The organism is Streptomyces yongxingensis (assembly GCF_055597465.1).
Map to the genome: position 1 here is coordinate 7,883,131 of NZ_CM145717.1, position 13,677 is coordinate 7,896,807.

The following is a 13,677-nucleotide window of genomic DNA, read 5'->3' on the forward strand; positions in this document are numbered from 1 at the left end:
ACTGGTGCTACAGACCGGTGGGTTCCACATCTGCCGGGGGACGGCGACGCGGGATGCCCCCGCGTGGATCGCCGTACGCGCGCACCCCCTGACCGCCGATGCGCCGCCGCGGCGTTTTCCCGCATGCGTGGCGAGTAACGGCCCACCACCCCACACCACTTGGAGGGCCACCCATGGCTACGCCCACGATCACCCTGGTCACGGTCTCACCCAACCCCGCCACCTTCGGGCAGTCGGTCACGCTCACCGCCACCGTGATCCCGCTCGGCACCGGAACCCCCACCGGCACCGTCACCTTCGTCATCACCGGCGGCCCCACCCTGAACGGCACGCTTGCGGGCGGCACGACCTCGGTCACCGTCCCCAACCTGAGCGTCGGCGCCCACGCCGTCCTCGGCAACTACAACGGTGATACCAACTTCTCCCCGTCCACCGGCGCCAACGTCATCCTCGTCGTCCAGTCGGCCACCACCACATCGGTGTCCTCGTCGCCGGATCCGTCCACGCAGGGCGACTCGGTGACGTTCACCGCCACCGTCACCCCGGTCGCCCCCGGCGCGGGCGTCCCGACCGGCACGGTCACCTTCATCATCGGCGGCTCCGGCGGCGGCGCCTTCGTCCAGCCGCTGTCGGGGGGCGTAGCGACCCTGTCCCTCAACACCCTGGGCGCCGGCACCCACCCCGTGATCGCCCTCTACAACGGCGACACCAGCTTCCTGCCGTCCTCCGGCACCGACACCCAGACCGTCAACCCGACGGCGTGATCCACCCCCACACCACCGAGCCCCCGCCCTCGCCCATCGGGGCGGTGGCGGGGGCTCGGACGGAGCCGGCAGGGCTCACAGAGCGCGCACGGCTTACACGTCGAAGTAGAGCTCGAACTCGTGCGGGTGCGGACGCAGCTGGAGCGGGGCGATCTCGTTGGTGCGCTTGTAGTCGATCCAGGTCTCGATCAGGTCGGAGGTGAAGACCCCGCCCTGGAGGAGGAACTCGTGGTCGGACTCGAGGGAGTCGAGGACGGCCGGGAGGGAGGTCGGGACCTGCGGGACGCCCGCGTGCTCCTCGGGGGCGAGCTCGTAGAGGTCCTTGTCGATCGGCTCGGCCGGCTCGATCTTGTTCTTGATGCCGTCCAGACCCGCGAGGAGCAGGGCGGAGAAGGCCAGGTACGGGTTGCCGGAGGAGTCCGGGGCGCGGAACTCGACGCGCTTGGCCTTCGGGTTGGAGCCGGTGATCGGGATACGCATCGCGGCGGAGCGGTTACGCTGCGAGTACACCAGGTTGACCGGCGCCTCGAAGCCCGGGACCAGGCGGTGGTAGGAGTTCACCGTCGGGTTGGTGAAGGCCAGCAGCGACGGGGCGTGCTTGAGGATGCCGCCGATGTAGTAGCGGGCGGTGTCCGACAGGCCCGCGTAGCCCTGCTCGTCGTAGAAGAGCGGGGAGCCGCCCTGCCACAGCGACTGGTGGACGTGCATGCCCGAGCCGTTGTCGCCGAAGATCGGCTTCGGCATGAAGGTCGCGGTCTTGCCGTTCTTCCACGCCACGTTCTTGACGATGTACTTGAACAGCTGCAGATCGTCGGCCGCCGCCAGCAGCGTGTTGAACTTGTAGTTGATCTCGGCCTGGCCGGCGGTGCCCACCTCGTGGTGCTGGCGCTCGACCTGGAGACCGGCCTTGTTCAGCTCGAGGGTGATCTCGGCGCGCAGGTCGGCGAAGTGGTCGACCGGCGGGGTCGGGAAGTAGCCGCCCTTGTAGCGGACCTTGTAGCCGCGGTTGTCCTGCAGCGCACCGGTGTTCCAGGCGCCCGCCTCGGAGTCGATGTGGTAGAACGCCTCGTTCGCCTTGGTCTCGAAGCGGACGCTGTCGAAGACGTAGAACTCCGCCTCCGGGCCGAAGTACGCGGTGTCCGCGATGCCGGTGGAGGCGAGGTACGCCTCGGCCTTCCGGGCGATGTTCCGCGGGTCACGGCTGTACTGCTCGCCCGTGATCGGGTCGTGGATGAAGAAGTTGATGTTGAGGGTCTTGTCCCGGCGGAACGGGTCGACACGCGCCGTGGAGAGGTCGGCACGCAGGGCCATGTCCGACTCGTGGATCGCCTGGAAGCCGCGGATCGACGAGCCGTCGAAGGCCAGCTCCTCGTGCGGGTCGAACGCCTCCGCCGGTACGGTGAAGTGCTGCATGACGCCGGGAAGGTCACAGAAACGGACATCGACGAACTTCACGTCCTCGTCCGAAATGAACTTCCGAGCGTCGTCGGCGTTCTGGAACATCCAACTCCTCCTAGCCCGGCCGCGGTGGGACGGGGATCTGTCCGGTGGCGCGATTCCATGTGCGGTGGCGCGCTCCCGCCGACCATAGGCAGACGGGATTTCCCGGGCATGACCCATTTGTTTCACCCAGGTTAACCGGCTCGGGGGCGCTCGCGGGGGCCTCGTGGCCTCGGAAAAGGCGCCGTACGGGGCCGCGGGAACCGCTGGGAAGGGGTCCGGCCGGGGGAACGTATGCGGTCGCAGTAACGTAGACGGGTGGACAAGAGGCAAGCAATCGGATCGTGGCTTTCCGGGCCCCGCGCGGCCGCCGAGGAGATGGGCGTCGACTTCGGCTACCGGGGCCAGGGCCTCGGTCTTCCCGAGAGCGGACCGGGCTCCATCGCGCCGCTGGGACGCCGTTTCGGGGCGCTCTTCATCGACTGGGGCCTGTGCCTGCTCGTCTCCTACGCGCTGCTGTCCGGCCGTAACGCCCAGGTGGCCGGGAACTGGGCGCTGCTGGTCTTCCTGGTGCTGAGCCTGGTCACCGTGGGCACCGTCGGCGCCACCCCGGGCAAGCTGCTGCTGAAGCTGCGGGTCATCGGCGAGGGCGGGGTGCGGCTGAGCCTGCCGCGGGCCGTGCTGCGCAGTGTGCTGCTGGTGCTGGTCATCCCGGCGGTGGTCTGGGACCGCGACACCCGCGGGCTGCACGACCGGCTCTCCCGCGCGGTGCAGATCAGGGTCTGAGCCCCTGGTATCGCCCGGAGATTGTGTACAACGGCGTTACGCGCAGGCGACGGCGTTACCCACGGAACGGCGGCCCGACATACGAACGGCGGCCCGACATACGAAACGGCGGCCCGGACTCTCCGTCCGGGCCGCCGTCTCATCCGTTTCGGTGAGGGGAGCGCTCAGCGCCCCTTCGGCATCCGCATCCCCTTGGGCATCGGGCCCTTCGGAATCGGCATGTTGCTCATCAGGTCGCCCAGCGCGCGCAGCCGGTCGTTCACCACCGTGACCTGTGCGCCCGGCAGCACCCGGGGGAGCTTCAGCAGCGTGGTGCGGAGCTTCTTGATCTCGACCTGGCCCTCGCCGGAGCCGACGATCACATCGTGGACCGGGACGTCCGCGACGATGCGCGCCATCTTCTTCTTCTCGGCGGCCAGCATGCCCTTGAGCCGGTTCGGGTTGCCCTCGGCGACCAGCACGACGCCCGCCTTGCCCACCGCGCGGTGGATGACGTCCTGGTTGCGGTTCATCGCCACCGCGGGGGTCACCGACCAGCCGCGGCCCACGTTCTCCAGCACCGCGGCGGCCGCGCCCGGCTGACCCTCCATCTGTCCGAAGGCGGCCCGCTCGGCACGGCGGCCGAAAATGATCGCCATCGCGAGGAAGGCCAGGACGAAGCCCAGGATGCCCAGGAAGATCGGGTGGCCGATCCAGAAGCCGATCGCGAGAAGGACACCGAAGGTGACAATCCCCACGCCGGCGACGACAAGTGTGACCTTCGGGTCGACCCGCTTGGTCATCTTGTAGGTCAGGGCGATCTGCTTCAGCCGCCCGGGGTTCTCGGATGTTTCCTTCCTCGCCATACAGCGAAGTTTACGTGGCCTGGGAAGCCTCGGTGGACACGGCCTCCAGCACGTGTTCGGCCTCGTCCCGGTCCTTGGCCCGGCGCCGGTCCTCGAGCACGGCCGTCCAGGCGTTGCGGCGGGCGGTGCGCTGCCCGCCGCGCAGCAGCAGACCTTCCAGGACGAGGAGCGCGTCGGTGACGGACGGGCGTACGGGCGCAGCCGGCATGGGTACCCCTCGGAAGCGGCGGATGATCGCTACGCACAACGTATAAGCGGTGCGTGGCTCAATCGTTACCCAATGGTGTTACCAGTGCGTGACTGGCCGGTCAAACACCGATGAAACCCTGCTGCGGCCCGTATTCCGACCTTGACCTGCGGCGTTCTGGAAGCCCTCGAATCTGTGTGTGCTCGCAATCACACAGCGTGTTGCTCACACGGCCGACCGCCGACGGAACGTGACGGCGGGGCGACGACGGAGAGTCAGACGGCCTGAGAAGCCACCGCGACATTGCGCCGCTCGATGGCCTGCTGGTACAGACGGCCGGCGCGGTACGAGGAGCGGACCAGCGGGCCGGACATGACGCCCGCGTAACCGATCTCCTCCGCCTCCTCCTTGAGCTCCACGAACTCCTGGGGCTTGACCCAGCGCTCCACGGGGTGGTGCCGGGGGGACGGCCGCAGGTACTGGGTGATGGTGATCAGCTCGCAGCCCGCGTCATGGAGGTCCTGGAGCGCCTGGCTGATCTCCTCGCGCTCCTCGCCCATGCCCAGGATCAGGTTGGACTTGGTGACCAGACCCGCCTCGCGCGCCTTGGTGATCACCTCGAGCGAGCGCTCGTAACGGAAGCCGGGGCGGATGCGCTTGAAGATCCGCGGCACCGTCTCAACGTTGTGCGCGAGCACCTCGGGGCGGGCCGAGAAGACCTCGGCGAGCTGCTCGGGGACCGCGTTGAAGTCCGGGATCAGCAGCTCCACGCCGGTGTCCGGCATCAGGGAGTGGATCTGGCGCACGGTCTCCGCGTAGAGCCAGGCGCCGCCGTCCTCCAGATCGTCACGGGCCACGCCGGTGATGGTCGCGTACTTCAGCTCCATGGTGCGTACGGATTCGGCCACCCGGCGCGGCTCGTCGCGGTCCAGCGCCTGCGGCTTGCCGGTGTCGATCTGGCAGAAGTCGCAGCGCCGGGTGCACTGGTCGCCGCCGATGAGGAAGGTCGCCTCGCGGTCCTCCCAGCACTCATAGATGTTCGGACAGCCCGCCTCCTGGCACACGGTGTGCAGGCCCTCCCGCTTCACCAGGCCGTGCAGCTCGGTGTACTCGGGCCCCATCTTCGCCCGGGTCTTGATCCACTCGGGCTTGCGCTCGATGGGGGTCTGGCTGTTCCGGACCTCCAGGCGCAGCATCTTGCGTCCGTCGGGTGCGACTGCGGACACGTCCGGCACTCCTCTTTGCTTGACTGTGCTTGGCGGCTCGGCGTGGCGAGTTTGCCGGCGGGCTTGTCAATCGTCGGCGGTCACCAGGGTACGCCCGTGGTTCGTACGGATTTACGTCCAGGGCAACCGAACGCCGCGAGGACGCATTCCCGCGACGGGCGGGAAGACCCGGGAGGGTCAGACCGCGCGCGGCAGCGGGACGGAGGACTCCAGGACCTCCCGCAGATGCCGCTCGACCACCGGCAGCACCTCGGCGATCGGCACATCCCGGCCCAGCTCCTCCGAGAGCGAGGTCACCCCCGCGTCCCGGATGCCGCACGGCACGATCCGGTCGAACCAGGTGTTGTCCGGATTGCAGTTGAGCGAGAAGCCGTGCATCGTCACGCCCTTGGCGATCCGCACCCCGATGGCGGCCAGCTTGCGGTCCTCGCGGCGCTGCCCGGCGTTGGAGGGGGCGTACTCCGGCCCGTTCAGCCGTGCGTCGAACTCCTCGTCCTCCAGCCGCGGGTCGAAGTCCAACTTCAGCCCGCCGAGCGCGGGGCGCTGGTCCACCGGGTCGCCCAGCACCCACACCCCGCTGCGGCCCTCCACCCGGGTGGTCTCCAGACCGAACTCCGCACAGGTGCGCAGCAGCGCCTCCTCCAGGCGGCGGACGTGCGCGATGACGTCCACCGGGCGCGGCAGCTTGAGGATCGGATAGCCGACCAACTGGCCCGGGCCATGCCAGGTGATCTTGCCGCCGCGGTCCACGTCCACCACCGGGGTGCCGTCCAGGGGACGCTCGCTGTCGGCCGTGCGCCGCCCCGCCGTGTACACCGGGGGGTGCTCCAGCAGCAGGCAGGTGTCGGGGATCTCGTCCGCGAAGCGGGCGGCGTGCACCCGGCGCTGCTCCTGCCACGCCTCCTCGTAGTCCACGGCGTCCGCGCCGAAGCCCAGGTGGACGTAAGCCAGCGCCGATGAACCGGGGGCCGACCCCGGGGAAGACGTGGTCACGGCGGTCACGGCAAGCTCCTTCTCGACCCGCGTCGGATGGGGGTGGCGGAGCCTCGCGGCGGCGCCCCCGCCACTGTACGACCGTGTCCCCTTACGTCCGCACCCGGCTCGTTCTCACACGATCGGATGAATGCCGCCGGACGGCCGCGATCAGCCCTCGAGCGGCGGTTACATTCGCGCCGTTCCACAGAGCGATCAGGGAGACCGGCAGGCTGATGACGGAACGACCCCCACAGCGCATTCCCAATCGTCAGCTCGCCGCGCTCATCGCCGAGGCGGGCTTCTCCAACGCTGGGCTCGCCCGGCGAGTGGACCAGCTCGGACTGGAGCACGGCCTGGACCTGCGGTACGACAAGACATCGGTGACACGGTGGCTGCGCGGACAGCAGCCGCGCGGGACCACCCCGGCGCTGATCGCCGAGGTGTTCACCCGGCGGCTGGGACGCCGGCTGACCGCCCAGGACCTGGGCCTGGACGCGTGTGCGCCCGTCTACGCGGGGCTGGAGTTCGCCGCCACCCCGCAGGAGGCGGTGGACATCGTCAGCGGGCTGTGGCGCAAGGACTCCGGAAGCCATGCGGAGCTGCGGAAGATCGCGTTCACCCCGGCGGGTCTCGTCGTCCCCAGCCGTGACTGGCTGATCGGGCGGCCCGACGACCGGGTGGCGCGCGGTGAGCCACCGGCGGGGGCCGCTCCGGCGGGGGCGGCGGTGGGAGCCGGGACCGGGCCGGGGGCCGGGGTCGCCGGGGCGGCCGGGTCCGGGGCCGGGCGGCTGCCCGCGCAGGGCGGCCGGGCAGGTGGCCCGGTGGGCGGCCCTGCGGGGGCGGCAGCGGGGCGCGCGGTCGGTCAGGGCGCCCATGGCGCTCACGGCGCCCAGGGGCCTCACGGAGCCCACGGCACTCATGGCACTCATGGCACTCACGGCGCTCATGGCCCTCAGGGCCGGGCGCCGCTGCCCCGCCAGCGGCGCCACGACCGCGACCGGCGCGGGCCGGGCTACCGGGTGACCTCCGGCGATATCGCGGCCCTGCGCTCGGTCGGCGAGCTGTTCGCGGCGCTGGACCAGACGTACGGCGGCGGCCACGCCCGGCAGGCCCTGGTGCGCTACCTCGAGCACGAGGGCGAGCCGATGCTGCGCGGCTCGTACAACGAGGCGACCGGGCGGCGGTTGTTCGGCGCGATCGCCGATCTGACCCGGCTGGCCGGATGGACCTCGTTCGACATCGCCGCCCACGGCCTGGCGCAGCGCTACTTCGTGCAGGCGCTGCGGCTGGCGCAGGCGGCCGGGGACCGCACGTACGGCAGCTATGTGCTGGTCACGATGAGCCGCCAGGCCGTCTATCTCGGCCATGGGCGGGAGGCCGTGCAACTGGCCCGGGTGGCTCAGCAGGGGGTCGGCGGCGGCGCCCCGCCGGTGCTGCAGTCGCTGCTGCACGCGATCGAGGCGCGCGGCCACGGCGTCCTGGGCGAGGTGCGCGCGTGCACCGCCTCGCTCGCCCGCGCCGAGCGGTCGCTGGAGGCGGCCCGGCCGGGGGACGAGGTGCCGTACTGGGCGCGGCTGTTCGACGAGGCTCAGTTGGCCGACGAATTCGGCCACTGCCACCGCGATCTTCAGCAGTACCGCGCCGCCGCCCAGCACGCGGAGCGCTCCCTCCAGCTCCACGGCGCCGGTTTCGCGCGCAGCCGGCTGTTCTGCCGGGTGGTGCTGGCGACGGCGCGGCTGGGCCTCGGCGAGCTGGAGCAGGCGTGCCAGCTGGGCGCGGAGGCGGCGCAGCAGGCGTCGGAGATGCGGTCGGTGCGGGCGGCGGAGTACGTACGGGACTTCGAGCGCCGCCTGGAGCCGTACCGGGACGCGGCACCGGTACGGGGCTACCGGGAGCGGGTGGCGGCGCTGGGGTAGGGGGGCTGCCGCCGCTCAGGCGTCCAGGACGACGCCGAAGGTGCGCTCCAGGCCGGTGCGACCGGCATCGGTCAGGTCGATCGCGCGGCGGCGGCTGCCACGGCGGATCCAGTCCAGCGCGAAGAGCCGGTCGGTCAGGGCGGCTCCCAGGGCCCCGGCGAGGTGGTGGCGCTGCTCGGTCCAGTCGACGCAGTAGCGGATCAGCGGGCGGCGCCCGGCGGTCCCGTCCGCGTCCACGCCGAACGCCGCCAGCTCCGCGCGCCCCGGGGCCGTCAGCCGGTACGTGGTGTCCTTGCCCGGGGCTGACAGCCGGTCGCCCTCCGCCGTCTCGGGGTGGAAGCGCCCGTCGCCGCCCTCCAGGACCCCGCGCTCCAGCAGCGCCGCCATCAGGGCCACGCCGAGGGCGCCCGCGACATGGTCGTAGCAGGTGCGCGCCCGGCGCAGGGCGTGTGCGTGGGTGCTCTGCCGCAGCGAGGTGATGGGCAGCGGCGGGGCGATCCTGGCCAGCGCCTCGAGCGCCTCGCCGACGGCGGGACCGGTCAGCCGGTAGTACCGATGCCGCCCATGCCGCTCGACCCGCACCACCCCGGCCTCCAGCAACTTGGCCAGATGCCCACTCACCGTGGAAGCACTGACCCCGGCCTCACTGGCCAGCACGCTGGCGGGCAGCGCCCGCCCCTCCAGCAGCGCCCGCAGGACGCGAGCGCGGGACGGGTCGGCGATCGCCGCGGCCGCGCGAGCGATGTCGGCGTCACGGGCATCCGTGGTGGTGGCCATGGTTCCAGCGTAGGACGGGGTCGCTTCGGCGCCGGACGAAGTGTGGCGGGCGGCCCCGCGCATCCTCGACGGCACGATCCGCGCCGCCTCGGCGCGCGCGCCTTGGGCTGGACGCTTCGGGCTGGGCGCCTCGGGCTCCGCGCGTTCTCGGCGGCACGGTCGCGGCGCCTCGGCGTGCGCGCCCCGGCCTGCGTGCCCTGGGCGGCACACTCCGAGCTGCGCGCTCCGGGCTGGGCGCTCCGGGCCTGGCGGCCTCGCCCTACGGGTCTCCGGCGGCGGCCTCAGGGCTGCCGGCGCGCCGCGCTTCGGCGGGCCGAGTGCGGCGCCGGGCCGCTGCCCCGCTGTCTGCGTGCCTGGGCATGCGCACTTTCGGCCGGAGCGTCGCCATACGGGCCGCCCGCCACGGAGCGTGGCGGGCGGCCGCGTGTATCTCGGCGGCGTGGGCCGCGCCACAGCACATCGGCCCGTGCGCCCTGCGCTGCGCGCGGGCGGGCTGCGGGCTGCGGGCCCTGGCGCGCCCGGGGCCGGGCCGGGCAGGGGCCGGGGTCAGGGGACGAGGGCCGCGCGACGGGCCCTCGCCCGCTCTTCTCGCGCGTCCTGGGCGCACCACGGTTCGGTCGGTACCGAAGGGATCTGGGGTGAGGGTGGAGGCATGAGGACGTACAGCTCCACACACCGGCCTCCGCGATCCTCGGACCCGCCCGTGACGGGTGCCGTGCGGAAGGGGCCGCTGCTTGCCATATGCCTTGGCTACTTCCTGGTCATCCTCGACGTCACCGTCGTCAACGTGGCCGTGCCCCGCATCGGGGCCGGGCTGGGGGCCGGGCAGGGGGCGCTGCAGTGGATCGTGGACGGGTACACGCTCGTCTTCGCCGGGCTGTTGCTGCTCTGCGGTGGGCTGGGGGACCGGCTGGGCCATCGGCGGGTGTTCCTCGCCGGGCTCGGGCTGTTCACGGTGGCCTCCGCCGCCTGCGCGCTCGCGCCGACCGCGGGCTTTCTGGTCGGCGCGCGGTTGGCACAGGGGGCCGGGGCGGCGACCATGGTGCCCGCCTCGCTCGCGCTGCTCGGGGCGCTGCATCCCGAACCCGGCGCGCGGGCAAGGGCGTTCGGGGTGTGGGGCGGGATCGCGGGGGTCGCCGCCGCGGCCGGTCCGGTACTCGGCGGGGTGCTGGTGTGGGGCGTGGGCTGGCGGACCGTGTTCCTCGTCAACATCCCGCTGGGCGCGCTCGCCATCTGGCTCACCGTCCGCCATGTGCCCGCCACGCGCCCGCGCGCGGAGCGTCCGCCGCTGGACCTCGCCGCCCAGCTCACCGGCGTCTTCGCGGTGGCCGCCCTGACGGCCGGGCTGAACGAGGCGGGAGGGCGCGGCTGGACCGATCCGCTGGTGCTCGGCGCGCTGGCGGCCGCGCCGCTCGCGGGGGCGCTGTTCCTGTGGCTGGAGCGGCGCGCGGCGGCGCCCGCGCTGCCACCGCGCCTGTTGACCGGTTTCCGGTTCCCGGCCGCCCTGGCCGTGGGGGGGCTGCTCAACCTCGGCTTCTACGGGCTGCTCTTCCTCACCACCCTCTACTTCCAGCGCCACCGGGGCTGGGACCCGCTCGCCACCGGTCTGGCACTGCTGCCGATGGGCGCGCTGGTGGCGTTCGCCTCGCCGCTGTCCGGGCGGGTCGCGGCGCGTGTCGGCACCCATGTCCCGGCCGTGGCGGGGCTGCTGACCGGGGCCGTGGGGCTGCTCGGCTGGGCGGCCGTGGGGCCGCACACGCCGTATGCGCTGCTGGTCGTGCCGCTGCTGCTGACCGGGTTCGGCACCTCGTTCACCATGCCGTCGGCGACGATCGCCGCGATGGAGGCCGCGCCGCACGAGGTGCGCGGCGCGGCGTCGGGCGCGTTCAACGCGGCGCGGCAACTGGGCAGCGCCATCGGCGTGGCCCTGTTCGGAACCCTCGCGGCAGCGTCCGCGAACTCCGCTTTCTACGCCGGGATGCGGCTGTCCGCCGTGATCGCGGCCGGATGCTTCGTGGGGGGCGCGGTGCTGGCGGCGGTGTCAGGGCCTGCCGCCGGCACCGCGCCGGTCAGCAGCTCCGCCACAGACGCGTCATGACGCGTACGCCGAAGCGCAGCCCTTCGAGCGGTACGCGCTCGTCGACGCCGTGGAAGAGACGGCCGTAGTCGAGGTCGTGCGGCAGCCGCAGCCCCTTGAAGCCGTAGGCGCGGATGCCGAGCTTGGTGAACGCCTTGGCGTCGGTGCCACCGGGGTTGCAGTACGGCACGGGGTGGCCGTCCGGGTCCTCGGCGCGCACCGCCGCGCACATGGCGTCGACCAGCGGGCCCTCGAAGGGGGTCTCCAGGGCGATGTCGTGGTTGACCCACGCGCGGGTGACGGACGGCAGCAGCAGCGCGTCGACCGTGTCGAGCAACTCCTGCTCATGGCCGGGCAGGAACCGGCCGTCGACCCGGGCGGTGGCCCGCCCGGGGATCACATTGGTCTGGTAGCCGCCACTGACCATCGTGGGGTTGGCCGAGTTGCGGAGCACCACCTGGATGAAGTCCTTGACCGGGCCCAGCTTGTCCAGGCTCGCCTCGATGCTCGCCTGGTCCGTGTCGTCGAACTCGGTCCCGTACAGCCGCGCCGTCTCGGCGAGCAGCGCGCGGACCGGTTCGATGAGGCGGACCGGGAAGGTGTGCCGGCCGATCCGGGTGAGGGATTCGGCGAGGTCGGTGACCGCGTTCTCGTCGTTCGGCGAGGAGCCGTGGCCGGCCCGGCCGGTGGCGGTCAGCTCCATCCAGGCCATGCCGCGCTGGGCATTCTCGATCGGATACAGCCGGCGGGTGTCGTCGAGTGCGAAGGAGAAGCCGCCGCCCTCGCCGATCGCCTCGGTGACGCCGTCGAACAGCTCGGGCCGGTGCTCGACCAGCCAGTGCGCGCCGAACCGGCCCCCGGCCTCCTCGTCGGCGAGGAACGCCAGGACCAGGTCGCGGGGCGGACGCACACCGGTGCGGGCGAAATGGCGGGCGGTCGCCAGCATGACGGCCACCGTGTCCTTCATGTCGATCGCGCCGCGGCCCCACAGATAGCCGTCGCGGATCTCCCCGGCGAACGGGTGCACCCGCCACTCGTGCGGATCGGCGGGGACCACATCGAGATGGCCGTGGACGAGCAGGGCGCCGCGCGAGGGGTCCGTACCGGCGATACGGGCGATGACGCTGGCCCGGCCCGGGGCGCTCTCGATCAGCTCCGAGTCGATACCGGCCTCGGCCAGCTTGGCCTGGACCCATTCGGCACAGGCCCGTTCGTCGCTGGTCGGGTTGGAGGTGTCGAAGCGGATCAGTTCGGCGCAGAGGTCCACGACCTCGGCTTCGGCTGGGGTGGTCATGCCGCTCCTGCGGGGGTCGCCTGACGGGTGGTGGGAAGGTCCTGGTCCGCGTCTTCGCGGGCGGAGGTGCCGTACGGCTTGATCCAGCCGAGCAGACCGAGGCCGCAGTACAGGACGAACGCGGTGCCCAGCGAGTTGAGGGCCGGGATGCCGACGGTCACGTACTTGCCGACACAGAACGCGGCGACCCAGATGACCAGCGACATCGGCACCCAGGTCGGGGAGGTCGCGGGCAGTGTCTGGGCGGCGCGGGTCTCGTCCAGCGGGAGGCGCATCCGCCGCACCACCCAGTACTCGGCGACGATGATGCCGCCGATGGGTGGGATGGCGATGCCGAGTACCGACAGGAACTCGGTGAAGTGCTCCATGACGCCGGCCGCGGACAGGGCCGTCCCGGCGAGGCCGAGGGCCACCGTGACGACGCCGCGGTGCAGCCGCCTGCCGAAGACGACCTGGAAGAAGTTGACCACGCCGAGCGAGGAGCCGTAGAGGTTCCAGTCGTTGATCTTCGCGGTGGCCAGGATGACCACCACCGCGCCGACCGCGCCGGAGGTGGAGAGCACGATGTGGGAGACATCGCTGCTCTTGACCAGGTGGCCCAGGAGGACACCCGTCATGCCGACGATGTACTCGGAGAGGATCATCGAGGACGCGCTCTGGATGAAGACGTGCGAGCCCTTGGTGTTGTAGCGGGTCATCTCGGGGGCGACGATCGCGCCGGTCATATAGCCGCCCGCGATGGCGGTGGCGGCGACAGCGAGCGGCATGTGCGGGCCCGGAGCCGGCGAGTTGATCAGCTGGGACACCGAATGGTCGCTGAGAGTGCCGATGATGGACCAGGCGACCAGGCCGAAGAAGAGCGGGGTGGCGATCTTGGCGAGCAGGGCCATGGAGCGGAAGCCGAAGATCACCAGAACGGTGATCGCCAGACCCGCGACCGCGGACCACAGCACGGGGGAGCCACCGACCAGGGCGGTGACATTGGTCGCGAAGATCGTGTTCTGGACGCCGAACCAGCCGACGAGGCTGAGCGCGATCACAAAGCTGACCAGCGCGGAGCCATTGCGGCCGAAACCGATCCAGCGGGTGAGCAGCGGGGTCGCCAGCCCCTCGCGCATCCCGGCCAGGCCGATCGCGAAGATGACCACCTCGAGGATGACCGCGCCGAGGGTGAAGGCGAGGAACGCCTGGCCGAACGTCATTCCGACGCCGATGGTGGCGCCGAGGGTGAACTGGGAGAGCGAACCCGACTGCCCGAGCCACTGGAGCAGCATGGTCCAGAAGCCGAGGCGCTGGTCGCGGGGGACCCGGGAGAGGGAGTGGTCGTCACTGCCGAAACTCTTCCGGGGAGGGGACGAGGCGGATGCCATCGGGACTCCGTAGCGGTTGC

At 71.8% G+C, this 13,677-nt stretch carries 12 protein-coding genes; 4 read left to right on the forward strand and 8 right to left on the reverse strand.

The window, feature by feature from the left end; genetic code table 11:
* Positions 1–173: 173 nt before the first annotated feature.
* Complete coding sequence (locus ACZ6TD_RS33770; protein WP_471344292.1) at positions 174–764, forward strand: Ig-like domain-containing protein; 591 nt, start codon at positions 174–176, stop codon at positions 762–764.
* Between the two features lie 93 nt (positions 765–857).
* Here ACZ6TD_RS33770 and glnA read toward each other — a convergent pair whose 3' ends face one another.
* The gene (gene glnA, locus ACZ6TD_RS33775; RefSeq protein ID WP_452883771.1) at positions 858–2,267 is read right to left on the reverse strand and encodes a type I glutamate--ammonia ligase; all 1,410 of its coding nucleotides are present in this window, start codon (positions 2,265–2,267) and stop codon (positions 858–860) included.
* A gap of 255 nt (positions 2,268–2,522) precedes the next feature.
* On the opposite strand from glnA, the gene ACZ6TD_RS33780 reads away from it, so the two are divergent.
* Positions 2,523–2,990 (forward strand): RDD family protein, encoded by a 468-nt coding sequence (locus ACZ6TD_RS33780; protein ID WP_471344293.1) that lies wholly within the window; start codon positions 2,523–2,525, stop codon positions 2,988–2,990.
* 164 nt (positions 2,991–3,154) lie between these two features.
* Here ACZ6TD_RS33780 and ACZ6TD_RS33785 read toward each other — a convergent pair whose 3' ends face one another.
* The 4 genes from ACZ6TD_RS33785 to lipB all read right to left on the reverse strand — a co-directional run bounded on the left by ACZ6TD_RS33785 (position 3,155) and on the right by lipB (position 6,250).
* Positions 3,155–3,835: a DUF4191 domain-containing protein gene (locus ACZ6TD_RS33785; protein WP_210949750.1), complete on the reverse strand. Its 681-nt coding sequence runs from the start codon at positions 3,833–3,835 to the stop codon at positions 3,155–3,157.
* Positions 3,836–3,845: 10 nt separating this feature from the next.
* Positions 3,846–4,043, reverse strand: a complete 198-nt coding sequence (locus ACZ6TD_RS33790) for an SCO2195 family GlnR-regulated protein (protein ID WP_471344295.1) — start codon at positions 4,041–4,043, stop codon at positions 3,846–3,848.
* A gap of 254 nt (positions 4,044–4,297) precedes the next feature.
* Positions 4,298–5,248, reverse strand: a complete 951-nt coding sequence (gene lipA, locus ACZ6TD_RS33795) for a lipoyl synthase (protein WP_191069571.1) — start codon at positions 5,246–5,248, stop codon at positions 4,298–4,300.
* A 177-nt stretch (positions 5,249–5,425) separates the two neighbouring features.
* Positions 5,426–6,250: a lipoyl(octanoyl) transferase LipB gene (gene lipB / locus ACZ6TD_RS33800; RefSeq protein WP_471344296.1), complete on the reverse strand. Its 825-nt coding sequence runs from the start codon at positions 6,248–6,250 to the stop codon at positions 5,426–5,428.
* 206 nt (positions 6,251–6,456) lie between these two features.
* Between lipB and ACZ6TD_RS33805 the strand changes: the two genes are divergently transcribed.
* Positions 6,457–8,139: a regulator gene (locus tag ACZ6TD_RS33805; protein ID WP_471344298.1), complete on the forward strand. Its 1,683-nt coding sequence runs from the start codon at positions 6,457–6,459 to the stop codon at positions 8,137–8,139.
* Positions 8,140–8,154: 15 nt separating this feature from the next.
* Here the strand turns inward: ACZ6TD_RS33805 and ACZ6TD_RS33810 are convergent, their stop codons facing one another.
* Positions 8,155–8,916 (reverse strand): ArsR/SmtB family transcription factor, encoded by a 762-nt coding sequence (locus ACZ6TD_RS33810; RefSeq protein WP_471344299.1) that lies wholly within the window; start codon positions 8,914–8,916, stop codon positions 8,155–8,157.
* Positions 8,917–9,619: 703 nt separating this feature from the next.
* Between ACZ6TD_RS33810 and ACZ6TD_RS33815 the strand changes: the two genes are divergently transcribed.
* Positions 9,620–11,014 carry an MFS transporter gene (locus ACZ6TD_RS33815; protein ID WP_471344300.1) on the forward strand — a complete coding sequence of 465 codons (1,395 nt, stop codon included), beginning with the start codon at positions 9,620–9,622 and terminating at the stop codon, positions 11,012–11,014.
* Here ACZ6TD_RS33815 and ACZ6TD_RS33820 read toward each other — a convergent pair.
* Positions 10,986–12,287 carry a M20/M25/M40 family metallo-hydrolase gene (locus tag ACZ6TD_RS33820; RefSeq protein WP_471344302.1) on the reverse strand — a complete coding sequence of 434 codons (1,302 nt, stop codon included), beginning with the start codon at positions 12,285–12,287 and terminating at the stop codon, positions 10,986–10,988. The two genes, ACZ6TD_RS33815 and ACZ6TD_RS33820, sit on opposite strands and share 29 nt — an antisense overlap.
* Positions 12,284–13,657, reverse strand: a complete 1,374-nt coding sequence (locus tag ACZ6TD_RS33825) for a cytosine permease (protein WP_471344303.1) — start codon at positions 13,655–13,657, stop codon at positions 12,284–12,286. Before ACZ6TD_RS33825 ends, ACZ6TD_RS33820 begins: the two co-directional genes overlap by 4 nt.
* Positions 13,658–13,677: the final 20 nt, after the last annotated feature.

Bases quoted from the DNA above. Each gene is read 5' to 3' on its own strand.
- ACZ6TD_RS33770 (WP_471344292.1), top strand. From the start codon at position 174: ATGGCTACGCCCACGATCACCCTGGTCACGGTCTCACCCAACCCCGCC.
- glnA (WP_452883771.1), bottom strand. From the start codon at position 2,267: ATGTTCCAGAACGCCGACGACGCTCGGAAGTTCATTTCGGACGAGGAC.
- ACZ6TD_RS33785 (WP_210949750.1), bottom strand. From the start codon at position 3,835: ATGGCGAGGAAGGAAACATCCGAGAACCCCGGGCGGCTGAAGCAGATC.
- ACZ6TD_RS33790 (WP_471344295.1), bottom strand. From the start codon at position 4,043: ATGCCGGCTGCGCCCGTACGCCCGTCCGTCACCGACGCGCTCCTCGTC.
- ACZ6TD_RS33805 (WP_471344298.1), top strand. From the start codon at position 6,457: ATGACGGAACGACCCCCACAGCGCATTCCCAATCGTCAGCTCGCCGCG.
- ACZ6TD_RS33810 (WP_471344299.1), bottom strand. From the start codon at position 8,916: ATGGCCACCACCACGGATGCCCGTGACGCCGACATCGCTCGCGCGGCC.
- ACZ6TD_RS33820 (WP_471344302.1), bottom strand. From the start codon at position 12,287: ATGACCACCCCAGCCGAAGCCGAGGTCGTGGACCTCTGCGCCGAACTG.
- ACZ6TD_RS33825 (WP_471344303.1), bottom strand. From the start codon at position 13,657: ATGGCATCCGCCTCGTCCCCTCCCCGGAAGAGTTTCGGCAGTGACGAC.